We start from the raw sequence: 24,485 nt of genomic DNA on the forward strand, positions 1-24,485 counted from the left end.
GCAGCCGAGCGCGAGCAGCGCAAGCGCCGACAGGAGGGCGACGAGACGTGACGCTGCTGCGACGGGTTGCCCGGTACGCCGGGCCGCTGTACGCGACCACCGTGGTCGCCTCGTGCGCCGCCGCCGTGGCCCTGGCACTCGCCGGGAAGCCCGCCCCGATGAGCCCCCCGCCCCGGTGAGCCGCCGCGCTACGGCTGCCATCCAACACGCGCCGGTCACCAGGGGCGAGGCCAACCCAACTCATCGACACAGACAGGAGAGGCACATGTCAGTACAGCACGACACCGCAGTCTCGGAGACCAGCGCCTTCACCGCCCTCCTCCACCCACCCGCCCAACGCTCCCGCGACCCGCGGTACGCCCCCACATCAACGGCCTCACCTACAACGTGCTGGAATCCCCCGGATCGGCGGCCATCGACCTCTATGAGCGGGAGGTGCGGCTGCTGCTGCGTGACACGGTCGCCGTCCGCAGTCTCGCTGAGCGCATCCTCGACAACGCGATCATGTACGTCATGACGTCCCTGGAGCGGCCGGGCCTCCACCTGGGCGTCGGCAAGACCGTGGACATCGGCGTACACCAACTCATCCTCGACACCCCGTCTACTTCGCCCTGTGTCGGCTGTACAACGAGGGCCGCTACAAGCACCATGCCCCGCTGATCCAGCGCCGCGGCGACGGCACCGTGCTGCGCACCGCCGACGCCATCCGCGCGAACGGCTTCACTCCGGACGAAGAGCTGTGGGCCGTCGACGGGGCGAACTGCTCGCCCTGCGACGACAAGGCGCCCGACAGCCACTGACGCCCGATACAGTGCCCGCCCCGGTGGCGCCCACCGGGGCGGGCATGCCGCCGAAAGGACACTCACGTGCCGGTACCGCACGACATCGCCGCCGAGACCGAACTGTGGAACAGCTACGCCGAGTCCGCCTTCGACCCGGAGGCCGAGCCCGCCTTCCGCTGGACCCAGTACAAGGACCACGGCCCCGGCCCCGAACTCCTCGGCACCCCCTCGACCGCACTGGAGATCGGATGCGGCACCGGCCGCGCAGCGGCCTACCTCGCCCTGCACGGGGTGCAGACGACCGGCCTGGATCTCTCGCCGGTCATGGTCAAGAAGCTCGCCGAACGATGGAGCAGCACCGGAGCAACCTTCGTGCAGGGCGAAGTCCTGGAACACCTCGCCGCCACCGAGGACACCTACGACGCGATCTACTCCATCTTCGGCTGCACCTGGTTCGCCGACCCGGGCCGCCTCTTTCCCCTCGTCCGGGCCAGGCTCAACCCGGGCGGCGTGTTCGCCTTCTCCCAGCCGCCGGCCATCCCCGGCGCCTACGGACCCCAGGGCATGGACAAGGGCGACTTCGCGGGACCGGCCATGTTCACCCACCGCTACAGCTTCCGGCCCCCAGTGTGGGAGCGCCTGCTGATCCGCGCAGGCTTCGCCACCGCCAAGGCCACCGTGCTGGAGCCTCGCGAAGCGGGACACATCGGGACCCTGCTCGTCACCGCACGCTGATCGCGCCGCCATCTGCGCGTCTACCCACCACGAGCGGATGGGGACCCGGCGCCGTCGCAACCTCCAGCCAGGGATCCGGCGGCGCTTTTCGCGCACGCTCACCCATGCGCACGCTGGCGCCTCGGTTGAGCAATGGTTGAGCTGATGATCTCCAGCCCCGAAAACGACTCAAGCCCCAGGCCAGAGATTCTCTGACCTGGGGCTCATCGGTAGGCCGTGTGGGACTCGAACCCACAACCAATGGATTAAAAGTCCACTGCTCTGCCAATTGAGCTAACGGCCCGCACCGAGCAGCATAGCCCGGAGGCCCGGCGGGCTTCGAAGGCATTCCGGGTTGAACGCCTTCGAAGCCGTGCTCGGGCACGCGTTCGGGAGGGCCGGGGCCCTCACCGAGTGTCAGCCGTTGCGCTTCCAGCGGGGCTTGTCCGCGCGGCGGTCCGGGGTGCGGGCGCCGTTGCGGCTGGGGGCGTGGGAGCCACCGGAGCGGCCGTGCGGACGGCGGTCGTCGCGGTGGTGCGGACGGTCGCCGCCACGGAAGCCCTCCCGGCGGAAACCGCGGTCCCCGCCTTCGCGGCGGTCGTCACGGCGGACGTCGTCGCGGCGGAAGCCGCCACCACCGGAGCCACCGCGGCCACCGTCACCGCGGCCGCCGTCCCGGCGATCCCGGTCCCGGTCCCGGTCGCGGCCGTAGGGGCGCTCGTCCCGGTCGCGGTCCCGGCGGAAGCCGCCCCGGTCACCGCCGCGGTCGTTCGCACGGCGGTCGCCGCGGTCCCGGTCGCGCCGGTCGTACGAGGAGCGGCCGCCGCGGTCGCGGTCCTGGCGCTCGCGGTCGGCCCGCTCGCGGCGCTCGGCCTCCGCCTTCGCCTCGCGGCGTGCCTCCGCACGGGCCTCCTCGGCGGCCTGGGCCGCCTCCGCCTCGGCGGCGGCCGCCACGGCGGCGTCCGGGTCGTCGCCGCGCTCCCGCGCCGCACGGGCGGTCAGCAGAGTGGCCTCCTCGCGGAGTTCCGCGGCGCGCTGCTGGAGCTTCTCGAGCTGGCGGTTGAGCTTCTTGGCCTCGCGCTCGGCCTGGCGGGCCGAGTTGGCGGCGGACTCGGCCTGCACCTCGGTCAGCGACCGGGCGCCGGTGATGCGGGCCACGTCGTCGTCGAAGACGTCGCCGCGGCCGATGATGTGCCGCGAGGCGTCCACGCCCGCGTCCTCCATCAGCCGGAAGATCTGCCGCCGCTGGTGCGGCAGGGCCAGCGAGACGACCGTCCCGGACTCGCCCGCGCGTGCCGTACGGCCCGAGCGGTGCAGGTAGTCCTTGTGGTCGCCGGCCGGGTCGACGTTCAGCACCAGGTCGATGCCGTCGACGTGGATACCGCGGGCCGCGACGTCCGTGGCGACCAGGACGTTGACCCTGCCGTCCTTGAAGTCCGCCAGCGTGCGGGTGCGCGCGCCCTGCGTCATGCCGCCGTGCAGCGCGTCGGCGGGCACCCCGGCCTCGCGGAGCTGTTCGGCGACGCGGTCCGCACCGAGCTGGGTGCGGACGAAGATGATGGTGCGGCCCTTGCGAGCGGCGATGGCGGTGGTGACCGGCGCCTTGTCGCGCGGCTTCACGACCATCACGTGGTGGGTCATGGTCGTCACCGCGCCCTGCGCCGCGTCCACCTCGTGCGAGACGGGGTCGACGAGGTAGCGGCGGACCAGGGAGTCGATCTCCTTCTCCATGGTGGCGGAGAAGAGCATCCGCTGGCCGCCCTCGGGGACCAGGTCCAGGATCTCGGTGACCTCGGGCAGGAAGCCCAGGTCGGACATCTGGTCGGCCTCGTCGAGGATGGCCGTCTCGACGTCGTCCAGCGAGCAGGAGCCGCGGTTGATCAGGTCGCGCAGTCGGCCCGGGGTGGCGACGAGGATGTCGACACCTCGTTCGAGCGCGGAGATCTGATTGGCCATCGAGGTACCGCCGCAGACGACCTTCAGCTTGAGGCCGAGCGTGTCCCCGTACGGCTGCAGCGCGTCCGAGACCTGCATCGCCAACTCGCGGGTGGGCGTGAGGATGACGCCGCGCGGGCGCTTGCGCTGGGTGCGGCCCCCGTGCAGCCGGGCGAGCAGCGGCAGGCCGAAGGAGAGCGTCTTGCCGGAGCCGGTGCGGCCCCGACCGAGCACGTCCTTGCCGGCCAGCGCATCCGGGATGGTGGCGGCCTGGATGGGGAACGGCGCGGTCACACCGTTCTGGGCGAGCTTGCGGACGACGGCCTCGGGGAGCCCCAGCTCGCCGAACGTGATCTGCGGCTCGGCGGCCTCGTCGGCCTGGTCGGCCTCGGCAGCCGATTCCGTCGATGCGTCGACCGATTCGGGGGTCTCAGGGGTCTCGGGAGCCGCTGCGGGGACCGTCTCAGCGGTCGGCTCGGTCGGCTCGGGGAAGTCCTCGGGCCGTACGGCGGCAGGGGTGGTGACAGACATGCGAGTTGCGACAACCTTCCGGAGTCATTCGGCACGCGCCCATAACTCCGTGAAATTCGCAAAGAACCGCCTCGATGCGGTCAGCCACGGCCGGAGAGAACGCGCCACACGGCGCGCTGTACTGACGGCGCCGGGCAAATGGGATCAAACGATCTACCAGCATACGCGGCCCTGGGAGCAACACGCAAACGGGCTCCTGGCCACGATCCCCCCGGTCACCGCGCTCCCGCCTCCCCCGGGGCTCCGGCCCGGCCGCGGGTCCGGCTTCCGGACCGGCTGCGCATCCGGCCGGAGGCCCGGCTGGAAGCAGGGCTCCGGGCCGCTGCGGGCCGCTGCCGGGGGCGCGTGGACCGCTTCCGAGTGCTTGCGGGTGCTTGCGGGGTGCCGGGGTGGCTCCCGGGAGGACGCGGGCGTCGAGCGGGTGCCCCGAGCACGCGGCACTCGCTCGACACTGAGGCCGCGCTGGGCCGCCGAGCCACCGAGCCCCTGAGCCGCCGAGCCCCGGAACCGCCGAGCCGCTGTCCGACCGTGCGGCGCGGGGCCTCCGCCAAGCCGGGCGCGCTCGGGCAGGCGCAGCGTGCATGCTCAGGCCGGACTGGGCTGGACCCGGCGGGCGAAGGGGTCGGAGCCTCCGCTGGGCGAGGCCGTGGTCCGGGTCGGCGAGGGCTCCGGATCCGGCTTGGTCGGCGTCGGGCTGGGTGAGTCGGTCGGCGTACCCGAACCGCCGTCGTGGCCGCCTCCGGCGCCGCCCGAACCGTCGTGGCCCCCGGTCGGGCCCGGCCCGGGGCGGGTCCCGCCGCTGCCCGACGACGAGCCGGACGGACCGGAACCTTTGGAGGACCCGGTGTCCTCACCCGAGCCGTCTCCGTCCGAGCCGTCCCGTTTCTCGGAGCGCTCTTCGTCGCCCTGCTCGCCGCGCTTCGCGTGCTTGCCCTTCTTGTCCCGCTCGTGCTCCCGGGCCTTGCGCCCGTCGGCGCCACCGTGCGCTCCGCCGCGGGTGTGGCCCCTGCGGTAGGCGGTACCGTCCAGTCCGCCGTCCGGCTCGGTCGCCCCGCTGTCGTCGTCGGCCCTGCTGCCCACCGGCACGGTGCCCTCGCCCGCGTCGTCGGCGCCCTGCACCGTCATACAGCCGGTGAGGGTGGAAACCGCCGCGAGTATCAGGGCACCCGCGGTCGTCCGTGCGACGACTGTGGGGCTGGGTACGGCGGTACGGGCTCGGCGCACGGCGGGACCTCCTGCGCGGGACTACAGCGGGACTACAGGCGAGTGCCGTGCCCAACTCCCCATCACCCCAACAGGTCACGCCGCGCGACGCCCACGGCGCTCGCCACGGCGCACGCGCGACCGCCGAGCGCCGCCCAGGGCGCCCCCTGTCGCCCCCGGCCTCGCGTCACGTCAGCCGTAGCCGAGTGCGTGCAGGCGCTCGTCGTCGATGCCGAAGTGGTGCGCGATCTCGTGGACGACGGTGATCTCGACCTCCTCCACGACCCCCTCCCGGCCGCTCTCCGCATCGTGGCCACCCCCGGCGTCCCCGGTGTCCCCCGTGTCCCGGCCGCCGCCGGTGGCGGATTCCCGCTCGACCATGCGCAGGGTCGGCCCCCGGTAGACCGTGATGCGGTCGGGCAGCACACCCGCGTACCACTCGCCGCGTTCGGTCAGCGGCGTCCCCTCGTAGAGCCCGAGCAGCTCCGGCTCGCCCGCCGGAGGCTCGTCCTCCACGAAGACCGCGACGTTGTCCATAAGCCTGGTCAGTTCGGGCGGTATCCGGTCGAGGGCCTCTGCCACCAGCTCCTCGAACTCCTCACGCGTCATCTCCAGCACGTGACCATTGTCGACCCGCGACCCCGCCCGGGCAGCAGCACGCGCACCAGTTTCCTGCCCAACCGGTCCCGCAGGCGACCGCACGTGGGCCCGGGCCGTCGAGCGCCCGGCCCGCTCGCGGCATAGGACGCCGCACAAGGGGCATACGCGCCCACATGGCCAGCGTTGCCGACAGACCGTCGCGGATCGCGAGGGACCGGTTCAGACAGGTCGCCGACCGGCTCGCCCACCGGTTCGCCGCCACCACCCGGCGCTCCCACCGGCGTGCCGCGGGGCTTGTGCTCGTGACGCTGCTGGGGGCCTGGCTGGGGCTGCTCGCCGTGGGCAGCGTGCGGGAGCCGGTGGGGCCCGTCGACACGACGATGACGCTGCGCCCCTCCTTCAGCGGCGGCACCAAGATCAATGTCGCGCCGCTGGGAGCGCTGGCGCTGGACAGCCACACGGCACCGCTGCGGCTGGACGTCGACGTCGACGAGCTCGACCAGGAGCGTGCCTCGGCCCTGGTGGACCACCCGGAGCGGATCGAGGGCCTGCAGGACGAGATCTCGGACGACGTCCGCTCGGGCGCGCTCGACCTCGGCGTACGCTCGGCGGTCGCGGTGCTGACCGGCTCCTGCGCGCTGGCCCTCGCCGTCTACCGCAGGCCACGCCGGGCCCTCGCGGCAGGCGGACTCTCCCTCGCGCTGCTGGTGGCCTGCGGCGCGACCGCGGCGCTCACCTGGAACCCGAAATCGGTGCTGGAGCCGAAGTTCTCCGGGCTGCTCGCGAGCGCCCCCTCGGTGGTGGGCAACGCCCGCAGCATCGCCACCGAGTTCGACGTCTACCAGCAGGAGCTGGCGCGGCTGGTCACCAACGTCACCAAGCTCTACGACGCGGCGTCCACGCTCCCCGCCTACCAGCCGGACCCGTCGACCACCCGGGTGCTGCACGTCTCGGACATCCACCTCAACCCCGCCGCCTGGCACATCGTCCGGTCGCTGGTCGAGCAGTACAAGATCGACGTGATCATCGACACCGGCGACACCATGGACCACGGCACGGCCCCCGAGAACGGCTTCCTGGAGCCCATACCGGACCTCGGCGCCCCCTATGTGTGGGTCCGCGGCAACCACGACTCGAAGACCACCCAGCAGGCCATGGAGAAACTGGCCGGCACGTCCCCCTCGCAGGTGCACGTACTGGACGGGGGTGAACCGGTCGACGTCGCCGGGCTGCGGATAGCCGGCTGGGGCGACCCGCAGTTCACCCCGGACCGCTCGGTCGCCGCCGAGGGCGACCCGGCGGAGCGGGCGGAGGGCCGCAGGCTCGCCGCCGCGCTGCGCTCCCAGCGGGCCGCCGGCTCCCCGGTGGACATAGCCGTGGGCCACAACCCGGTACTGGCCGAGCAGACCGACGGCCTCGTCCCGCTCGCCCTCGCAGGCCACACCCACAACCGCAGCACCCGGGTGCTGCCGCACGACACCCGGCTGATGATCGAGGGCTCCACGGGAGGCAGCGGACTGCGCGCGGTCGAGGGCGAGACGCCGGACAAGGTGCAGGCAGCGGTGCTCTACCTGGACCGGGACAGCAAGCAGCTCCAGGCATGGGACGAGATCGACCTGGGCGGCCTGGGACTGTCCAAGGCGGAGGTGTCCCGCCATCTGCCGGAGGAGGTCGAACCGGGCTCCTCGCCGTCCCCGTCGCCGTCGTCGCCGTCGTCGCCGAGCCCGACCGGCACGAGCCCGGCGACGGGCCGCTGACCGTGCGGGACGGGCAGGGTTGACGGCCGGATCGCTGACCGTGCGGCCCGGTACGGCGAACCGCCCGCACACCGCCGTCCGGGCCCGGCATATGTTTTGGCGAACGGTCCGTGCATCCCATATGCTGCCCGAGCCTGCTGAGGCGCTGTTCAGGCGCACAGTCGGCGGTTTCGCCCTCATCGTCTAGTGGCCCAGGACGCCGCCCTTTCAAGGCGGTAGCACGGGTTCGAATCCCGTTGGGGGCACCTTCTCAGCCCCTCTGAACTGCGAAAACGCGGCCGGAGGGGCTTTTTTTCGTGCTGCCGTGCCGACTCGGCTGTGCCGCCACGGGGCATCCGCGGCCCAGTTTCCGACGACGGGGAACTCCCCCGGCTCCGCATACGACCCCGGCGAACGGTTCCAGGGCAGCCCCACGACACCACCTGGCCGGCTCGGCACTACTGGAACGCCAGGTCTTCCCAGGGGACGCTCAGGGCGAAGGGCTCGGGGAACTCGATACCGAGGCCGTCCGGCTCCCACTCGCCGACGGCTACGTACACCGAGGGGCGCAGCGGCTTGACGGCGAGCCCGGACCGGTCGATGGCGACCAGCTCGTACGCCCGAACGGAGGTGACGTCCCAGGTCGCGCTCGAGTCGAGCTCGATCTCCCAGTACCAGGGGATGGCCGCCTCCGCGTAGCGGTCCATCTTCCACTGCCGGCGCCTGGGGGTGTCCGAGCCGGAGAGCACCTCGCCCACAAGGACGGCGTCCGTGGCGAAGGTGTCGGCTCCACGGGGTAGGCAGCGGCGGACCATGAAGTCAGGGGTGAGGAAGCTGGACTTGTCGGGCGTGAAGAAGACATTGGTCTCCACCTCGACCTGCCAGCAGCGCTCGCCCGTGCCGCTGCTCTCTCCCCGCATGGCGCGGCGGGCCGCGTCCTCGAGCGCGTTACGCATGCGCACGGCGAAACGCTGGTGCTCCAGCGGGCCGCGCCTGTTCCACACGACCCTGCCCTGCCAGAGCTCGATCCCCTCGGCGACGTCGTCCGGAAGCTGCTGAAGTTCTTCCCAGCTCAGCATCTCGGGGGGGTGGAATTCAGGCCCCTCGGCTGCGCCCGCTGACATGCCGCCTCCACTGTTCGCGCTGCTGCCCCGAAGTCAACGTAGCGGACCCGGTACGCGCCGGAAAGCTACTCCGTGCAGCTCGGGCGGCCTGCCGGGCTTCCCCCGCACCCCATGTGCTTGACGTGACTGGAGTTACACGAGCAACGATCGCGGGGTCGTGCTGACACGTCAGCACGGGTACCGGATCGAGCGAGACACAGCCGGATCGGGTCGGAGCGAAACGGCCCCACTCATCCGGCTTCGTCACATTCCCGCAGGTCAGCGAGGTAACGATTTCGGGTTCGAATCCCGTTGGGGCACCTTCTCAGCCCCTGAACTGCGAAAACGCGGCCGGAGGGGCCTTTCTTCGTGCTGCCGTGCCGATACGGGGGCATGCGCGGTCCAGGTTCCGGCGACGCGGAACCTTCCCCGACTCCGCAGACGACCCGGTAGCTGACGGTTCGGGGCAGCCTCCGGGGTCTGTTACTCTTTTCCGGCGACGTCACCCCAGCTGGGGAGCGTTCCAAGCCCCGGAAACGCGGTTGGGACCACACGTCGCACTGTGCGAGACTGTACCTCGCACAAACGCTTGGTCCTGTGGAGCAGTTTGGAGTGCTCGCCACCCTGTCAAGGTGGAGGCCGCGGGTTCAAATCCCGTCAGGACCGCTGCGGCTGGGTAGCTCAGTTGGTACGAGCGTCCGCCTGAAAAGCGGAAGGTCGCCGGTTCGACCCCGGCCCCAGCCACCACCGCTCTTAGCAGGGCATACGGCCCCGTCGAGAATCTTCGACGGGGCCGTTTCACGCTTTGTCACGCCATCCGATACGCCCACGCTGGTCAGGTCGACGCCTTCCGAGCCCTCCGGATCCCGGCCGGGAACCCCTACTCCGGTGCCCGGAAACCGCCGATCTTCTGCTCCAGCAGTTCGGCCAGCCGCAGCGGGGTGCGGTCCTCGAACATCGGACCGACGAGCTGCACTCCCACCGGCAGCCCCTCGGGGGACGGGCCCGCCGGCACGGCGGTGGCGGGCAGGCCGGGCATGGTCGGCAGACCGGCCCAGACCAGCTGGTCGAAGTACGGGTACTCGGTGCCGTCGATGTCGATCCGGCGTTCCCTCGGGTCGGGGTGGTGGTCGTGCGGGAACGCGGGAGTCGGCGTGATGGGGCACACCACTGCGTCGAACTCGGCGAAGAACCGGCGCCAGCCGCGGCGGTGCAGCTCGCGACGGTTGTTCGCCTCGATCCAGTCGCGGTGGCTGAACACCATGCCGCGCAGCACCGCGGCATCGAGGCTCTGGTCGTCCGCGCTCAGTGCGGCGGCGCGAGTCCGCAGCTGCTCGTACTCCTCGACGGGGAAGTGCGCAGCGGAGCCCGAGAACAGCAACTGCCGGTAGAGCATCGCGGCTTCGGTCAGGTCCGGCAGCAGCGGACTGCGCCCTTCGACGCGGGCACCGCCGTCGGCGAGCGCGTCGGCGACCCGGTGCACGCCCGCCCGCACAGCGGAGCCGGTCGGTATGAGCGGATGGTCGTCGAGAACCAGGACCCGGAAGTCGCGGAGCTGTTCGTGGCGCGCGGGCGGCAGCGTCAGGTGGTACGCCGCACCGGAAGTCAGCGGGTCCGGTCCGGCCATGACGTCGAGCAGGAGCGTGAGGTCGCGAGCGGTGCGCGCCATCGGGCCGACGACGGCCAGGTCGTGCTCGACCGGCAGGGCCGGCCCGGGCGGCGGGACCATGCCGCGGGTCGGCGCCAGCCCGAGCGTCGGCTTGTGCGCGTGGATTCCGCAGAAGTGCGCGGGGGTGCGCAGCGAACCGGCGAGGTCGGAGCCGATGGACAGCGCGCCGAATCCGGACGCCAGGGCAGCCGCCGAGCCGCCGGAGGATCCGCCCGATGTACGGCGGTGATCCCACGGGTTGTTGGTGGTCCCGTAGATCTCGTTGAAGCTCTGTATATCCTGCAGCCCCAGGGGCACGTTGGTCTTGCCGAGCACCACCGCGCCCGCGGCCTTGAGCCGCGCCACCTGCACCGCGTCCTCGGACGGCACATGGTCCCGGTGGTGCGGCATCCCCCAGGTCGTGGGCAGCCCGGCGATGTCGTAGGACTCCTTGACCGTCACCGGAACGCCCAGCAGCGGACGGTCCGCACCGCGGGCGCGGGCCTGGTCGGCATCGCGCGCTGCGGCCCGTGCACGGTCGAAGTCCGGCACACAGATCGCGTTGATCGCGGCGTCGTCCCGTTCGATACGGGCGATGGCCTCGTCGGTCAGCTCCGCCGAGGTCACGTCACCGGCACGCAGGGCAGTCGCGAGTTGTTCGGCTGTCCGAAAATTCCACTCCATGAGCAGGACCGTATGGGTCTGTGGAGGAGGGCACGAAATGCCGCTTGGCACAACGGGGACGGACGAACTCCCCGTGCTGTGCGGCGAGCCCGGCGCGGGAATCGGCGGGGGGTCGCCATTCGTCCCCGTCCTCGCCGGCCGCCCCGCGCTGACCAGGGAATCAGCTGAACAGGGAATCAGGGGCACACGGCCCCCGCCGACAGTCCGCGGCGGGGCTGCTCGCGTGTCGGCCCGTCCGGTGATCCGTGTAGCGGGACTAGCCGACCGGGAAAGTGGCGCCGGGTGCGGCATGGTCGACCGGGCCGGCGAACCGGGCCGAGGCGCGGGTCACCGCCTCCTGCGGGGTGAGGGTCCGGCCGACATGGGTGACGATGAGCCGCGCTGCCCGGGCCGCGGTGGCCGCGTCACCGGCGTCTTCGGGCGTGTGGTGCACCTGCGGGCCCTCGGCCGACGCCTGGGTGCTGTCGGCCTCGCACAGCAGCGCGTCGCATCCTGCGGCCAGTTCCGCGAGGTTCGCGCAGGGCGCGGTGTCCCCGGAGTAGGCCAGCGTCCGGCCCTCGGCCTCGGCCTCGATGCGCACGGCGAAAGCCGGGATCCCGTGCTCCACGGTACGGCTGGTCATGGTGAGGGCGCCGACCCGCGCCCGGTGTCCGTCATGCAACTCGTGGACGGCGAAGGCGGACTCGACCGGGCTGCGGTTCGCGCTGTTGGTGAGGAAGTGGGCCAGCCGGTCGGCGATCCCGGGCGGCCCGTACAGGGGGATGGGCGCGGCAAGCCGGACATCCGCGAACAGCGCCGCGTAGTAGGCGGTGAGCAGGTCCGCGCTGTGATCCGCGTGCAGGTGCGAGATCCAGATCGCGTCCACCTCGTCGAGCCGGACGTGACGCTGCAACTGTGCCAGCGTCCCGCTGCCCGCATCCATCCAGACGCGCGTGCCGCGGCCGGACACCAGGTAGCCGGAGCACGCGTTGTCGACGCTCGCGTAGGGCGTGGCGGATCCCAGGACGGTGAGGCTGAGGACATCGTTCGTCACCGCAGGAGTCTATAGAACACCTGATCCATGAGTATCGGCATTTCGGCCGGTGCCGGGGGCCGGCGGTTCCGGGGTCAGGGCCGGGTCAGGACGGGGCCGCGGCGTGGGCCGGGGCGCGGTCCCGGCCGCCCGGGTGGCGGTGGCGCCAGAGCCAGAAGACGGTGCACGAGACCAGCGCCCAGGCGGCGAGGACCAGGTAGGGCTGGACGAGCTGGTGGTCGGCGAAGTAGACGGCGGTGTGCTGGGCGTTCACCGAGGCGCCGGGCGGCAGCCAGCGGCCGATCTCGCCGAGTGCCGAGGGCAGCAGCGGCCAGGAGACCGCACCGCCCGACGAGGGGTTGCCCAGCAGCACCATCACGCCCCAGGTCGGCAGCATCGCCCAGCGGCCGATCAGCGTGTTGAACATGGTGAAGACCATCCCGCTGGTGAACATCGTCAGCGCCAGGATCAGCCAGGAGTGGACGAACGGGAGGTCCAGCGCGCCGAGTCCCCAGTCGGCCACGGCGGCGATGACGAATCCGCCCAGGAGGGCGTAGGCGGCGGTGTAGGCGATGCGCTCGGGCGGGTTGAGGGCGCGGGCGTGGACGCTGAGCTGGATGGCCCCGACGAAGCCGATGATGACGGCGGCGAGCGAGATGTAGAAGATCGCCAGGCCGCGCGGGTCGCCCGCGTTCAGCGGCTTGAGGTCGCGCACCCGTACGGGGACGCCCAGCGCTCGGCCGACCTTCGGTCCCGCCGTGCCCAGCAGTTCGGCCACCGAGGCGCCGGACGCGCTCGACACGTCCAGCTCGACGCCCTTCGGCCGCTCCACGCGCATGATCGCGAAGACCTGCTGGGCCTCGACGGCGTGCTCCGCCGCCGCCTGTGTGCCGTAATGGCGCAGCTCCAGCGAGGAACCCAGCGCCTTCTCCATGCCCTGCACGAACGCCGCGCGGTCCCGATGGCCCTCCGGCTCGCCCACGACTGCGACGGGAACGTGGTGCGGGGTGGGATTCGCCATCGCGTACGTGTACGACCCGGCGAAGAGACCGGCGGCCGCGGCGAGGATCAGCACCAGCACGGTGGCGGGCAGGAAGGGCGAGTCCTTGAAGTCCTGCCACATCCGGGCGGCGGTGCGCCGCGTGCCACCGTGCCGGCCCGGCCGGCCGCCGCCCTGCTCGCTGCCGGGGTGGCGGGGCCGGTCGGGGCTGGGGTCCGCGCGGTGCTCGGACCACTCGGGTTCCTCGCTCATCCCTGCACACTATGCGGACACAACGGGCATTCCACCGTTTCCGCCTCGCGGCAACCCCGACCGCAACCCTGACCGCGCGGCTCCGCCCGGTTCCGCGCGCACCGGGCGGAGCCGGTTCCCGGCGGTTCCCGCTATGCGTCCGCGGGCGGCCGGGTGTCCGCGCGTGCCGCCGCCGCGTCCGGGGCGGACCGCCCGTCCGGGGCGGGCTGCGCCTCCGGGGCGGACCGTGTGGCGGAGGCGGGCTGCTCCGGGGCGGGGTCGGGCTGCGGCCCGGCGTCGGCCCGGGCGCCCGGGTCCGGCCGCGCACCGGCGCGGAGGCGGACGCGGCGTGCGTGCGCCGTACGTACGCCGCGCGCGGCACCCACCGCGCCCAGCACCAGCAGCAGCACGCCCAGCAGCACGCTGTCGGGCACCGCGTCACCCACCCGGCGGGCCCAGTTCTCCGCGGCGAAGGCACCGTCCACGTCCGAGAGGCCGGGCAGGCCCGACGCACCGTCGAAGGCGAGGAAGAGGACTCCGAGGAGGATGAAGAAGAAGCCGGAGAGGAGCGAGGTGGTGTGCAGCCGGAAACGCCCGCCGACCACCAGTTCCCTTCCGCGCAGCCACCGCCGCCGCCCCAGGTCGAATCGCTCCCACAGCAGCGCGAGCACGAACAGCGGTACGGCCATGCCCAGGGCGTACACGGCCAGCAGCACCCCTCCGTAGACGGGGTTGCCGTGCACGGCCGCCACCGTCAGGACGCTGCCGAGGATCGGGCCGGCGCAGAACCCGGCCAGGCCGTACACGGCCCCGAGGGCGTACACGGAGAGCGCCGTCGTGGGCCGGATACGGCCCGAGACCTGCTGCAACCGGCGCGGGGCGAAGCCGAGACCGATCACCTGGGCGACTCCGAGAGCGATGATCAGCCAGCCGCCGGCCGAGACCAGCAGGTCCCGGTGGCCGTAGAAGAGCCGGCCGGCGAACGCGCCGGCCGCGCCCAGCGGGACCAGCGTCGTGGCCAGCCCGAGGTAGAAGATTCCGGTACGGGCCGTCAGCCGGCCGGCCGAGTCGATCGAGTAGGCGAAGAACGCGGGCAGCAGCAGCGCGCTGCACGGGCTGAGCAGGGCGAGGAGGCCGCCGAGGAAGGCGGCCAGGTATCCGACGTCCATCAGTCCTGGTCCCCGCCCGAGCCGGACTTGCCGGGCTTCTCGGACTTCCCGGACTTATCGGCTGCCGCCGCCGCGCGTTCGATCGCGTCGGTGAAGACCTCGTCCGGCTGTGCCCCCGCGATCGGCTGACCGTTGACGAGGAAGGCGGGGGTGGCCGCGGCGCCCAGTCCGTACGCCTCGGTGCGGTCCTTCTCCAGCAGCTTCCTGGCGGCCTCGCTCGACCGGTCGCGGTCGAAGCGGTCGAGGTCCCGCACGCCGGCCTGCTCGGCGAGTTCGCGCAGGTGCCCGTCCTCGAAGGCGTTCTTCTCGTTGCCCTTGTCGGCGTAGACGGCGTCGTAGAACTGCCAGAACCGGCCCTGCCGGCCTGCCGCGTACCCGGCGAGAGCGGCGCGCTCGGAGCCCTCGCCGAAGACAGGGAAGTTGCGCCATTCGATGCGCAGCAGCCCCTTGTCGACGTACTTCTCGACCAGCTTCGGCTCGGTGTCCCGCGCGAACTTGCCGCAGAACGAGCAACCGAAGTCGGCGTACTCGATCAGTACGACGGGAGCGTCCGCGGCACCCCGCGCGAACGGGTCGTCCGCATTGCGGCGGGCCAGCTTCAACAGCGCCGGGTCGCCGGCCGCGGTGTTGCCGGAGCGTTCGTCGGCGGTGGTGCTGCCGGAGTCGCCTCCCGCACGCGGAGCGGTGGTGTCCCCGCCGACGGCGTACTGCGACAACCAGCCCGCCAGGAGCGCCGCGACGGCGACGAGCGCACCGATGACGACCCCCTTGCGGGAGCGGGCCGGCGCCGGGGGCTTCAGGGCCGACTTCTTCTTGGACTTCGGGTCCGGCGTGGACTCCGGATGCGGCGTCGGCTTCGGATCGCGGTCCGGGGAAGCGGCGGATCCCGCCGGGGGCTCGGACGGCCCGGTGGGGCTGCTGGGGTCGGTCGAGGGCATGCGGACGTCTCCTGTCACGGTTGCGGAATGCGGCGATCCGGAACCGGCACGGAAGTCGGCGCGTCCGCACCGTGCGGACGCGCGGGGACTCCGCGCCGGCGGGCGCGGCTACACGCGCAGGACGGAGAGTCCGACGGGAGTGGGGGGCGGTATCGGCGCGGGACCGCGCACGGGCGGTCTGGCGTGCGCCGCCCCGATCGCGCTGTGCGACTGCGGGGTGAGGCAGGCCGGGAGCGCGAGAGACAGGAGTTGCCGACTGCCGACGGGCGCCGCCGGAAGCGCGCCGCCCCCGCCCTTCGAACGGTGGCAGTGCTGAGGGTCCGCGTCGACGGAAGCGGAGGCGGGGACCGCGCGATCGGCGGACGGCACGGTGGCGTACCGCACCGCCTCGGCCGCGTACGGCACGTCCGGTGCGGCGGCGTACGGCGCGGCCACCGCGGTCCGCGCCCCCAGGGACGCCTCCCCGGTGCCGGCACCGGCCCCGGCGGACTGCGCACTGCGCGCACCCGCGAGCTGCACGGCCCCGCACAGTGCCAGCAGCAGCGCCACGAGGACGGCGACGACGGCGGCAGCCCGCCGCGTGCCCCGTACCGTCAGTGCGCCACCGTGCATGCGGCCAGCCTAACGGGACACGGTCGCCCTGCCCGTCACCCCGGAGGGCGGTACGTGCGGGCCCCGGCGCTCAGGTCTCCGGGACGGCGGCGCGCAGCTCCGCGGCCTCCGCGTACGCCTCGGGCGTCGCGACCTCCTCGACCAGCAGCTCCGCCAGTTCCGTCGCCGGGTCGAAGAGCGAGGTGAGCATGAAGCCGCTGTAGCCCAGCCGCACGAGGGGGTGCACCTCCCGGGCGGTGCGCAGCCACTCCACCGCCTCGACGGTACGCGCCTGACCGCGCAGGGACCGGGCCAGCCAGTAGGCGGCCTCGTGCAGCGCCTCCTGCTCCTCGCGACCCGTCCAGGCGAGCCGCAGCAGGGCCTCGGCTTCCTCGTACCGCCGCCACCGGACGAGCTGCTTACCGGCGCGCCAGCCGTACCAGACCTTGCCGCCCTTGGCGGCGCGCGTCCACCAGCGGACGGCCTCCTCCAGGTCGCCGTAGCCGTCCCCGACCCGGTTGCCGACCCAGCCCGCGGCCTCGGGCCGCCCGAACCTGGCCGCCCTGCGCAGCCACGGTTCGGCCGCGACCGGGTCGTCCAACCGGACGTACAGCGCGCCCAGTCCCTCGACGGCGTCCAGGTCGCCCGCCCTGGCCGCGGGGAGATAGAGCGGGACGACGGCCTTCTCGTGCGCCCCGCACTCCTCGTGCAGCATGCGACCGAGCGCGTACGCGGCGAGGGCGGCTGGGCCGGCCGGGGATTCGTCTTCCCCGCTGCTCCCCTCCGCGGACTGTCCCTGCTGCGCACTGCCCGCTCCCCCGCCGACCGCGGAAGCGGACACGTCCGGGACGGAAGCGGACACGTCCGGCGCGCCGGCGGACACGTCCGGCGCCGCGGCGGCGTGCCGGTAGTGCCGTACGGCTTCGGGGTAGCGGTGCAGTTTCTCCGCCAGGCGGCCGAGTTCGAGCGCGGCGGCCGGGTCACCGGATGCGGACGCCGCGTGCAGCGCGGGCAGTCGGGACTCCTCCTCGGCCGAGAGTGCCGGCGGGGCGGTGTGCTCGTCCGCTTCCAGCTCCGCGAGGGAGTCGGCGGCGGCCTCGTACGGTTCGTCGTCGCCGTCGGTGCCCGCTTCGGCCGCCTCCAGCCAGCGGCGGGCCTCGGCCGTGCGCCACTGCTCGCGGCACAGGTCGCCCAGCCGCCGCTGCTGGATGCGGTCGCCCGCCTCGGCGCCGGGCCGCAGCGACGCCTCGTACCGCGCCAGTTCGCCGTACTGGAAGTGCACGGCGCTGAGGGAGCGGGAGAGCAGCCGGGAGTCCGGGTGGCGGCGCAGTCCGTCCGTCAGCACCCGGCAGGCGTCCTCGTACCGGTCGAGGTGGTAGTGGAGGAGCGCGTGCCATTGATCGGTGCGCGGGTTGCCGAGCGCGCGCGCCTCCACGTACGCCTTCTCCGCTTCGGGCAGGAAGGACGGGTAGGAGGTGAACCACTCCGGTTCGGTGTGCAGTTCGCTGAAGGGCGCGCACTCCTCGGCATCGTCGAGGAACTCCGCCACCCGCTCGGGCAGGTCGGCGGGGCGCTCCTCGGCCGGCAGCCCGCACAGCGCGGTGAGTTCCTGGATCCGGGCGCGGTGGAGGTCGATCCGCTCACCCAACTCGGCCACCCGCTGCTCGACCCGGCCGGCGACATGGTCGTACGGGGCGGCCTGCGCCAGTTCCGCCTCCGCCTCCCTGCGGCGGCCCTGGCTGAGCAGGAGCAGTGCGCCGTTCGTACGGCACTCGACACTGCCGAGGGCTGCGCCACGCGCGTACCACTCCGCGGCGCCCTCCTGGTCGTCGAGCCGCTCCCACAGCAGTTCGGCGAGGCCGAAGGCGCAGGCGCCGTCCCGCTCGGCTGCGGAGCGGTACCAGTATGCGGCGACCGCGTACTGGCCCCGGTCCTTCGCGGTGACCGCACGCAGCCGTGCGGCCCGCGGGTCGCCGCCCCTGGCCGCCTCCTCCAGCCAGCGGACCGCGTCGTCCACGCGCCCCCTGCCGACGAGGAACTCCGCGTACGCGTGCCGGTCCGCCGCGTCACCGTGCTCGGCAGCCGTCCGGTAGGCCCGCTCCTCGGCGTCGCGGTCGGCGGTGTGCCCGGCGGCGCCCGGGGCGCCGGCGCCGGTGGTCGCGCTCTGCGTGGTCCGCGCACCGGTGGTGCTCGCGCCGGTGGTGCTCGCGCCGTCGGTGCTCGCGCCGTTGGTGCTCGCACCGGTGCTGCTCGCGCCGTCGGTCCCCGTGGATGTCATCAGTGCGTGCCGCTTTCTTGCCGCTCGGTGGGGAGGTGGTGCGCTCCGGATCCCGCGAGGGCGCGCCGGACGACGCCCGGTTCGCGGGGGCCGGGGAAGCGCGGGTCGGGGGTGAACGCCGCGTCGTAGGCCGCCTTCACCGCACCCGGCAGCTCGCGCAGCCCGCCCGCGTACCAGGTCGCGTCCCGGGGTTCGGGCACCGCGACGCCGTACGCGTCGATCCCGGCGGCCCGGCACAGCGCGGCGGCCCGCCGCACGTGGTAGTCCTGGCTGACCAGCAGCGCCCGCCGGACGCCGAAGACCCGGGCGGCGCGGGCGCAGGAGTCCCAGGTGTCGAAGCCCGCGTGGTCGGTGACGACGCGGCCGGGCGGGACTCCGCGGTCGAGCAGGTAGCGGCGCATGGCGCCGGGTTCGTCGTGATCGCGGCGGCCGTGGTCGCCGGAGACCAGCAGGACCCGGACCGTACCCGCGCGGTAGAGCCGCACGGCGGCGTCCAGCCGGTGCGCCAGATACGGGGACGGCCGGCCGTCCCGCAGACCCGCGCCGAACACCAGCGCCACCGGGGCCCTGGGTGCTTCCGCCAGGTCCTCGCCGACCCGGCCGTCGGTCGTCAGCCGCAGCCAGGTCGCCGGCAGCAGTGCCAGCACGCAGCCGAGCACCGCGCCCCGCACCCGTCGCCTGCGGCGGCGCGTACGCTCTCCGCCCACCTCGGTCCCCCGCACCTCGGTCCCCCGTCCGTCCCGTCCGCCGCGGCCCCGCCGCGGGTCGGTGCCCCGCCGTGTCAGCCGCGCCGGCCTGCCCCGTCCGGGCGGTACGGGGCCGGTGTCCTTCGGGTACACCGACGCGGAAGCCGCGCCCCCGGTTGCAAACCGTTCGCCACCCGCTCCCCGGGGGTGCGATCCTTGACGTGGTATGTCGACTTCCACCCAGACCCCCGCCCCCTCCCCCCAGGAGCTGTCGAAGCGCCTCCCGCACCTGATGCTCGGCGACCAGCACCGGCTGGGCCGCCGACTCGCGGGCGCCCGCAAGATCCGCAAAGGGGAGGCCCGCGCGGCCGTGCTCGCGGAGATCTCCGCGGCGATGGACGCCTCCGAGCTGCGCGTGGCGGCCCGCCGCGAGGCGGTGCCGCAGATCACCTATCCCCAGCAGCTCCCCGTCAGCCAGAAGAAGGACGAGATCCTCGCCGCCGTCCGCGACCACCAGGTGGTGATCATCGCGGGCGAGACGGGCTCCGGCAAGACGACCCAGATCCCCAAGATCTGCATGGAGCTGGGCCGCGGGCTGCGCGGGGTGATCGGCCACACCCAGCCGCGCCGGATCGCGGCGCGCACGGTCGCCGAGCGGGTGGCCGAGGAGCTGGGCTCGCAGCTCGGCGAGGCGGTCGGCTGGAAGGTGCGCTTCACCGACCAGGTGCAGGACCACACGCTGGTCAAGCTGATGACGGACGGCATCCTGCTGGCGGAGATCCAGCAGGACCGCGAGCTGCGTCAGTACGACACGCTCATCATCGACGAGGCGCACGAGCGTTCCCTGAACATCGACTTCCTGCTGGGGTATCTGGCGCAGCTGCTGCCCAAACGGCCGGACCTGAAGGTGATCATCACCTCGGCCACCATCGATCCGGAGCGGTTCTCGCGGCACTTCGGGGACGCGCCGATCGTGGAGGTCAGCGGCCGGACGTATCCGGTGGAGGTGCGCTACCGGCCCCTGGAGGAGGGTTCGGGGAGCGGCGACGAGGAGGACGGCGAGGCCGCCGGGAGCGGCGGCGGCGACCGGGACCAGGTCACGGCCATCTGCGACGCGGTGGACGAGCTCCACGCCGAAGGCCCCGGCGATGTCCTGGTCTTCCTCTCCGGGGAGCGGGAGATCCGGGACACGGCGGACGCGCTGGAGAAGAAGTTCGCCCGCGGCCAGGGCCCGCGCCCCGGCGGCGGCACCGAGGTGCTGCCGCTGTACGCGCGGCTCTCCAACGCCGAACAGCACCGGGTCTTCCAGCAGCACTCGGGGCGCCGGATCGTGCTGGCGACGAATGTGGCGGAGACGTCGCTGACGGTCCCCGGCATCAAGTACGTGATCGATCCGGGCACCGCCCGCATCTCGCGCTACAGCCACCGCACCAAGGTGCAGCGGCTGCCGATCGAGCGGGTCAGCCAGGCGAGCGCCGACCAGCGCAAGGGCCGCTCCGGCCGGACGTCGGACGGCATCTGCATCCGGCTCTACTCGGAGGAGGACTTCCTCGCGCGGCCGGAGTTCACCGACCCGGAGATCCTGCGGACGAATCTGGCGTCGGTGATTCTGCAGATGACGGCCGCGGGGCTGGGGGACATCGAGAAGTTCCCGTTCATCGATCCGCCGGACCACCGCAGCATCAAGGCGGGCGTGCAGCTTCTGGAGGAGCTGGGCGCGCTGGAGGCGAAGACGCGGAGGCTGACGCCGCTGGGCCGCAAGCTGTCCCAGCTGCCCGTCGACCCGCGGCTGGCCCGGATGGTGCTGGAGGCCGACCGGAACGGCTGCCTGCACGAGGTGATGGTGATCGCGGCGGCGCTCTCCATCCAGGATCCGCGGGAGCGGCCCTCGGACAAGCAGCAGCAGGCCGACCAGCAGCACGCCCGGTTCAAGGACGAGACCAGCGACTTCCTGGCGTTCCTCAACCTGTGGCGCTATGTGCGCGAGCAGCAGCGCGAGCTGTCCTCCTCCGCCTTCCGCCGGATGTGCAAGGCGGAGTTCCTCAACTACCTGCGGATACGCGAGTGGCAGGACATCCACAGTCAGCTCCGCCAGGTCGCCAGGACGATGAAAATCCACTCCGCCGGAGGCCGTGGCCCGGAGCCGGGTGCCGGGCAGGAGGCGGCGCCCGACGCCGTCCACCGGTCGCTGCTGGCGGGTCTGCTCTCGCACGTCGGGCTGAAGGGCGGCGGGCTGGAGGGCGGGAAGGACTCCGGCAAGAACGAGTATCTGGGGGCGCGCGGCGCCAAGTTCGCCGTCTTCCCCGGGTCCGCGCTGTTCAAGAAGCCGCCGCGCTGGGTGATGTCGGCGGAGCTGGTGGAGACCTCGCGGCTGTGGGCGCGGGTCAACGCGCGGATCGAGCCCGAGTGGATCGAGCCGCTGGCGCAGCATCTGGTCAAGCGCACCTACAGCGAGCCGCACTGGGAGCAGAAGCAGGCGTCGGTGGTGGCGTACGAGCGGGTGACGCTCTACGGCGTACCGGTCGTGGCCCAGCGGAAGGTCGACTACGGCCGGATCGACGCGGAGATCTCGCGTGACCTGTTCCTGCGCAACGCGCTGGTGGAGGGCGACTGGCGGACCCACCACCAGTTCTTCCACGACAACCGCAAGCTGCTGGACGAGGTCGAGGACCTGGAGCACCGCGCCAGGCGCCGCGACATCCTGGTCGACGACGACACCCTGTACGACTTCTACGACCAGCGGGTGCCGGAGCACGTCGTCTCCGGGGCGCACTTCGACTCCTGGTGGAAGAAGAAGCGCCGCGAAGAGCCCGATCTGCTGAACTTCGAGAAGTCGATGCTCATCAGCGACCGGGCCGAGGAGGTCTCCGCCGCCGACTACCCGGACGTGTGGCGGCAGGGCGGCCTCGCGCTGCCGGTGACCTACCAGTTCGAGCCGGGCACGGATGCGGACGGGGTGACCGTGCACGTACCGCTCCAGGTGCTGAACCAGGTCACGGGCGAGGGCTTCGACTGGCAGATCCCCGGGCTGCGCCAGGATTTGGTCACCGAACTGATCCGTTCGCTGCCCAAGGCGATCCGGCGGCACTACGTCCCGGCTCCCGACCACGCCAGGGAGTTCCTGCGGCGCACCGCGCCGCAGCCCGAGCCGCTGGTGTGGACGCTGGCGCGGGAGCTGCAGCGGATGGTCGGGGTCCCCCTGACGGCCCAGGACTTCGATCCGGCCAAGGTGCCCGACCATCTGAAGGTCACCTTCCGGGTCACCGACGAGCGGCGCCGCACGCTCGCGGAGGGCAAGGACGTCGAGGCGCTGCAGATCCGGCTCAAGTCGCAGACGCAGACGGCGATCTCCCAGGCGTTCGACTCGTCCACGCGGGCCGCGCGCAAGAAGGGCCGCAAGGCCGCAGAAGACGGCGCCGCGCCCCGCGAGGGGGCACCGGCGGAGCCACCGGCGCTCCAGCGCACGGGCCTGACCCGGTGGACGCTGGGTGCCCTCCCCCGCACCTTCGAGACCCGGCGCGCCGGGCAGCCGGTGAAGGCGTACCCGGCGCTGGTGGACGAGGGCTCCTCGGTTGCCGTGCGGCTGTACGACACCGAGGCGGAGCAGCACGCCGCGATGTGGCGCGGCACCCGGCGGCTGATCATGCTGAACCTGCCCTCCGACCCGGCGAAGTTCGCGCAGTCGAAGCTGGGCAATCAGCAGAAGCTGGCCCTGTCCCGGTCGCCGCACGGGAGCGTGCAGGCGCTGTTCGAGGACTGTGTGGCGGCCACGGTGGACCGGCTGGTGGCGGCGCACGGCGGACCGGCCTGGGACGAGGAGTCCTTCCGCAAGCTGTTCGACGCCGTCCGCACGGACGTGGTGGACGCGACGCTGCGCACGGTGCAGCAGGTGCAGGAGGTGCTGGCGGCCTGGCACTCGTGCGAGGGCCGGCTGCGCGCGACGACCAGCCCGGTGCTGGCCGACTCCGTTGCGGACGTCCGGCAGCAGCTCGCGGAGCTGATCAAGCCGGGGTTCGTGGCCGAGCACGGTGCGGCCCGGCTGCCGCATCTGATGCGCTACCTCGTCGCCGCCGACCGGCGCCTCCAGCAGCTCCCGCACCACGTCGACCGGGACCGGACGCGGATGGCCAAGGTGCACGAGATGCGGGACGAATACCTCTGGCTGCTCGAGCAGTTCCCTCCGGGACGTGCGGTGCCGCAGGCGGCGCGGGAGATCCGGTGGATGATCGAGGAGCTGCGGGTCAGCTACTTCGCCCATGCGCTGGGCACGGCGTACCCGGTCTCCGACAAGCGGATCGTGAAGGCGGTGGACGCCGCGGCTCCGTGACAGGGCCACTCGCCTTAGGTGACCAACGCGCAACGCAGCGTGAGTTCGCTCCCGGCCACTGACCTGCTGTAGAGTTCCATCTCGCGAGGTCCTGTGGAGCAGTTTGGAGTGCTCGCCACCCTGTCAAGGTGGAGGCCGCGGGTTCAAATCCCGTCAGGACCGCATCTGTTCGAGAGCCCGGCAGTCGGCGACTGCCGGGCTCTTTCGTGTTCGCCGACTCCGCCGCGCGTCCCCGCCCACTCCGGAAGCCCCACCTCGGAAGCCCCGCCCGCCCCGGAGCCTTGCCCGCGCCGGGGCCGGCCGCCCCAAACCTCCGCCGATGTTTGACGGGCCCGGGGCCGGGGGGTAGTCCTGGCACGGGAGGAGGTGACCCGTGATCGAGGAACCCGCGCACGGAGCGCGGCAGGAAGCGCGGGCACTCCTGCGGGCCCATCTCGCGGCCGCGGGGCGGCGGCGCCATGCGACCCGGCACTGCCCGCTCTGCCACCGGCTGCTGCGGCTGGCGATGACAGATCACGGGAAGGCCGACCGGAAACGCAAGTGACGGATGAGGCACCGTCGTTGACGCCATACCGCACCGAGAGTGATCACCACAACACCTGCCCGATGTGACGGGTGTCACCCGGATTGGTCGTACCGCCCGGGAACTTGAGCACCCCTCAGACGGCCTCAATTTAATATGTGCAATTGCACCAGGCGTGGAACGGACCGCACAGCTGCGCGCACATCCGCTCAGGGGCACCCGCCGAAGCGCAGGAAGGCGCAGCCCCCGACCCTTGGAGCGTCCCCCGGGGCACTTCTCGAACGGTCCGCCGGCGCGACGGTTCGGGGCACCGGTTCGCGGACACAAAAAGATCGCGCTGGACCCGGCGGAGTCCAGCGCGATCAACGGAGAGCCGCTGTTGGGGCAGCGGTTCGGCCGCGTGGTGCGCAGGGGGCGGATCGTGGGGTGAGGCCCCGGAATTCGCCCCTGTGTGGTGCTGTTGCGCCTGCTCAGGAACCCTGATCAGGCTTCGCTGCGCTGCTGCGGGATGCCCGCGAGCAGGGCGCGAACCTCCGCTTCGCGATAGCGGCGGTGCCCTCCGAGCGTGCGGATGGACGTGAGCTTGCCCGCCTTTGCCCAGCGCGTGACCGTCTTGGGGTCCACGCGGAACATCGTGGCAACCTCAGCCGGGGTCAGCAGCGGCTCGGTATCAGGGGTGCGAGCGGTCATGAGCGGCCTCCTCGGGAGAACCGAACCATCACGGTTCTTTCCTCTAAATTCTGCACCTTGACCCGCGTTGCCCGATATGGCGGACGCGAGCCGAGTCGGTTATA

The 24,485-nt window shown here is 72.6% G+C and carries 18 protein-coding genes, 5 tRNA genes and 1 pseudogene; 10 read left to right on the forward strand and 14 right to left on the reverse strand.

Features of this window, described 5'->3' with window-relative positions:
- The first annotated feature begins 47 nt into the window (after positions 1-47).
- The 3 genes and pseudogenes from ACFYMO_RS11005 (at position 48) to ACFYMO_RS11015 (ending at position 1,517) form a co-directional block, all read left to right on the forward strand.
- The gene (locus tag ACFYMO_RS11005; RefSeq protein ID WP_388545710.1) at positions 48-179 is read left to right on the forward strand and encodes a hypothetical protein; all 132 of its coding nucleotides are present in this window, start codon (positions 48-50) and stop codon (positions 177-179) included.
- Positions 180-366: 187 nt separating this feature from the next.
- A pseudogene (locus ACFYMO_RS11010) lies at positions 367-800 on the forward strand (hypothetical protein).
- Between the two features lie 66 nt (positions 801-866).
- Positions 867-1,517 (forward strand): class I SAM-dependent methyltransferase, encoded by a 651-nt coding sequence (locus ACFYMO_RS11015; RefSeq protein ID WP_366774574.1) that lies wholly within the window; start codon positions 867-869, stop codon positions 1,515-1,517.
- Positions 1,518-1,727: 210 nt separating this feature from the next.
- Here the strand turns inward: ACFYMO_RS11015 and ACFYMO_RS11020 are convergent.
- The 4 genes from ACFYMO_RS11020 to ACFYMO_RS11035 form a co-directional block, all read right to left on the reverse strand.
- A tRNA-Lys gene (locus tag ACFYMO_RS11020) sits at positions 1,728-1,800 on the reverse strand.
- Positions 1,801-1,913: 113 nt separating this feature from the next.
- Positions 1,914-3,962 carry a DEAD/DEAH box helicase gene (locus ACFYMO_RS11025; protein ID WP_388545714.1) on the reverse strand — a complete coding sequence of 683 codons (2,049 nt, stop codon included), beginning with the start codon at positions 3,960-3,962 and terminating at the stop codon, positions 1,914-1,916.
- Between the two features lie 585 nt (positions 3,963-4,547).
- Positions 4,548-5,186 carry a hypothetical protein gene (locus ACFYMO_RS11030; RefSeq protein WP_366774576.1) on the reverse strand — a complete coding sequence of 213 codons (639 nt, stop codon included), beginning with the start codon at positions 5,184-5,186 and terminating at the stop codon, positions 4,548-4,550.
- A 171-nt stretch (positions 5,187-5,357) separates the two neighbouring features.
- A complete protein-coding gene (locus ACFYMO_RS11035) occupies positions 5,358-5,774 on the reverse strand; it encodes a metallopeptidase family protein (protein ID WP_388546176.1) in 417 nt (138 codons plus the stop codon).
- Positions 5,775-5,938: 164 nt separating this feature from the next.
- On the opposite strand from ACFYMO_RS11035, the gene ACFYMO_RS11040 reads away from it, so the two are divergent.
- Together ACFYMO_RS11040 and ACFYMO_RS11045 are read left to right on the forward strand one after the other, a co-directional pair.
- A complete protein-coding gene (locus ACFYMO_RS11040) occupies positions 5,939-7,522 on the forward strand; it encodes a metallophosphoesterase (RefSeq protein ID WP_388545717.1) in 1,584 nt (527 codons plus the stop codon).
- 172 nt (positions 7,523-7,694) lie between these two features.
- Positions 7,695-7,767 (forward strand) — tRNA-Glu (locus ACFYMO_RS11045).
- 192 nt (positions 7,768-7,959) lie between these two features.
- Here ACFYMO_RS11045 and ACFYMO_RS11050 read toward each other — a convergent pair.
- On the reverse strand, positions 7,960-8,625 hold the full coding sequence (locus tag ACFYMO_RS11050; protein WP_388545720.1) for a Uma2 family endonuclease: 666 nt from the start codon (positions 8,623-8,625) through the stop codon (positions 7,960-7,962).
- 570 nt (positions 8,626-9,195) lie between these two features.
- On the opposite strand from ACFYMO_RS11050, the gene ACFYMO_RS11055 reads away from it, so the two are divergent.
- Positions 9,196-9,270: transfer RNA gene (locus ACFYMO_RS11055), tRNA-Asp, on the forward strand.
- Between the two features lie 4 nt (positions 9,271-9,274).
- Positions 9,275-9,351 (forward strand) — tRNA-Phe (locus ACFYMO_RS11060).
- A gap of 133 nt (positions 9,352-9,484) precedes the next feature.
- Here the strand turns inward: ACFYMO_RS11060 and ACFYMO_RS11065 are convergent.
- The 8 genes from ACFYMO_RS11065 to ACFYMO_RS11100 all read right to left on the reverse strand — a co-directional run bounded on the left by ACFYMO_RS11065 (position 9,485) and on the right by ACFYMO_RS11100 (position 18,862).
- Positions 9,485-10,936 carry an amidase gene (locus tag ACFYMO_RS11065; RefSeq protein WP_366774579.1) on the reverse strand — a complete coding sequence of 484 codons (1,452 nt, stop codon included), beginning with the start codon at positions 10,934-10,936 and terminating at the stop codon, positions 9,485-9,487.
- Positions 10,937-11,192: 256 nt separating this feature from the next.
- Positions 11,193-11,969, reverse strand: coding sequence for an MBL fold metallo-hydrolase (locus tag ACFYMO_RS11070; protein ID WP_366774580.1), 777 nt, complete (start codon positions 11,967-11,969; stop codon positions 11,193-11,195).
- A gap of 85 nt (positions 11,970-12,054) precedes the next feature.
- Positions 12,055-13,071 (reverse strand): ABC transporter permease, encoded by a 1,017-nt coding sequence (locus ACFYMO_RS11075; RefSeq protein ID WP_366774599.1) that lies wholly within the window; start codon positions 13,069-13,071, stop codon positions 12,055-12,057.
- Between the two features lie 260 nt (positions 13,072-13,331).
- Complete coding sequence (locus ACFYMO_RS11080; RefSeq protein WP_366774581.1) at positions 13,332-14,348, reverse strand: cytochrome c biogenesis CcdA family protein; 1,017 nt, start codon at positions 14,346-14,348, stop codon at positions 13,332-13,334.
- Positions 14,348-15,286, reverse strand: a complete 939-nt coding sequence (locus tag ACFYMO_RS11085; RefSeq protein WP_366774582.1) for a thioredoxin domain-containing protein — start codon at positions 15,284-15,286, stop codon at positions 14,348-14,350. Before ACFYMO_RS11085 ends, ACFYMO_RS11080 begins: the two co-directional genes overlap by 1 nt.
- Positions 15,287-15,394: 108 nt before the next feature.
- Positions 15,395-15,898: a hypothetical protein gene (locus tag ACFYMO_RS11090; protein ID WP_366774583.1), complete on the reverse strand. Its 504-nt coding sequence runs from the start codon at positions 15,896-15,898 to the stop codon at positions 15,395-15,397.
- Between the two features lie 70 nt (positions 15,899-15,968).
- Entirely contained in the window at positions 15,969-18,155 is a 2,187-nt protein-coding gene (locus ACFYMO_RS11095; RefSeq protein WP_366774584.1) for a hypothetical protein, read from the reverse strand.
- Positions 18,155-18,862 carry an ElyC/SanA/YdcF family protein gene (locus ACFYMO_RS11100; RefSeq protein WP_366774585.1) on the reverse strand — a complete coding sequence of 236 codons (708 nt, stop codon included), beginning with the start codon at positions 18,860-18,862 and terminating at the stop codon, positions 18,155-18,157. Before ACFYMO_RS11100 ends, ACFYMO_RS11095 begins: the two co-directional genes overlap by 1 nt.
- Before the next feature lie 205 nt (positions 18,863-19,067).
- Between ACFYMO_RS11100 and hrpA the strand changes: the two genes are divergently transcribed.
- From hrpA to ACFYMO_RS11115, 3 genes are all read left to right on the forward strand, one after another.
- A complete protein-coding gene (gene hrpA / locus ACFYMO_RS11105; RefSeq protein WP_366774586.1) occupies positions 19,068-23,168 on the forward strand; it encodes an ATP-dependent RNA helicase HrpA in 4,101 nt (1,366 codons plus the stop codon).
- Between the two features lie 87 nt (positions 23,169-23,255).
- Positions 23,256-23,330: transfer RNA gene (locus tag ACFYMO_RS11110), tRNA-Asp, on the forward strand.
- 211 nt (positions 23,331-23,541) lie between these two features.
- Positions 23,542-23,712: a DUF6274 family protein gene (locus ACFYMO_RS11115; RefSeq protein ID WP_366774587.1), complete on the forward strand. Its 171-nt coding sequence runs from the start codon at positions 23,542-23,544 to the stop codon at positions 23,710-23,712.
- A 462-nt stretch (positions 23,713-24,174) separates the two neighbouring features.
- Here the strand turns inward: ACFYMO_RS11115 and bldC are convergent, their stop codons facing one another.
- The gene (bldC, locus tag ACFYMO_RS11120) at positions 24,175-24,381 is read right to left on the reverse strand and encodes a developmental transcriptional regulator BldC (protein WP_019355084.1); all 207 of its coding nucleotides are present in this window, start codon (positions 24,379-24,381) and stop codon (positions 24,175-24,177) included.
- Between the last annotated feature and the right edge of the window lie 104 nt (positions 24,382-24,485).

Source organism: Streptomyces sp. NPDC007025 (assembly GCF_042869455.1).
Classification (GTDB): Bacteria; Actinomycetota; Actinomycetes; order Streptomycetales; family Streptomycetaceae; genus Streptomyces.

What these genes read in the sequence shown, in the direction of transcription:
- ACFYMO_RS11025 (WP_388545714.1), bottom strand. Translation starts at nt 3,962, where the DNA reads ATGTCTGTCACCACCCCTGCCGCCGTACGGCCCGAGGACTTCCCCGAG.
- ACFYMO_RS11035 (WP_388546176.1), bottom strand. Translation starts at nt 5,774, where the DNA reads ATGACGCGTGAGGAGTTCGAGGAGCTGGTGGCAGAGGCCCTCGACCGG.
- ACFYMO_RS11040 (WP_388545717.1), top strand. Translation starts at nt 5,939, where the DNA reads ATGGCCAGCGTTGCCGACAGACCGTCGCGGATCGCGAGGGACCGGTTC.
- ACFYMO_RS11050 (WP_388545720.1), bottom strand. Translation starts at nt 8,625, where the DNA reads ATGTCAGCGGGCGCAGCCGAGGGGCCTGAATTCCACCCCCCCGAGATG.
- ACFYMO_RS11065 (WP_366774579.1), bottom strand. Translation starts at nt 10,936, where the DNA reads ATGGAGTGGAATTTTCGGACAGCCGAACAACTCGCGACTGCCCTGCGT.
- ACFYMO_RS11075 (WP_366774599.1), bottom strand. Translation starts at nt 13,071, where the DNA reads ATGTGGCAGGACTTCAAGGACTCGCCCTTCCTGCCCGCCACCGTGCTG.
- ACFYMO_RS11080 (WP_366774581.1), bottom strand. Translation starts at nt 14,348, where the DNA reads ATGGACGTCGGATACCTGGCCGCCTTCCTCGGCGGCCTCCTCGCCCTG.
- ACFYMO_RS11085 (WP_366774582.1), bottom strand. Translation starts at nt 15,286, where the DNA reads ATGCCCTCGACCGACCCCAGCAGCCCCACCGGGCCGTCCGAGCCCCCG.
- ACFYMO_RS11090 (WP_366774583.1), bottom strand. Translation starts at nt 15,898, where the DNA reads ATGCACGGTGGCGCACTGACGGTACGGGGCACGCGGCGGGCTGCCGCC.
- ACFYMO_RS11095 (WP_366774584.1), bottom strand. Translation starts at nt 18,155, where the DNA reads ATGACATCCACGGGGACCGACGGCGCGAGCAGCACCGGTGCGAGCACC.
- hrpA (WP_366774586.1), top strand. Translation starts at nt 19,068, where the DNA reads ATGTCGACTTCCACCCAGACCCCCGCCCCCTCCCCCCAGGAGCTGTCG.
- bldC (WP_019355084.1), bottom strand. Translation starts at nt 24,381, where the DNA reads ATGACCGCTCGCACCCCTGATACCGAGCCGCTGCTGACCCCGGCTGAG.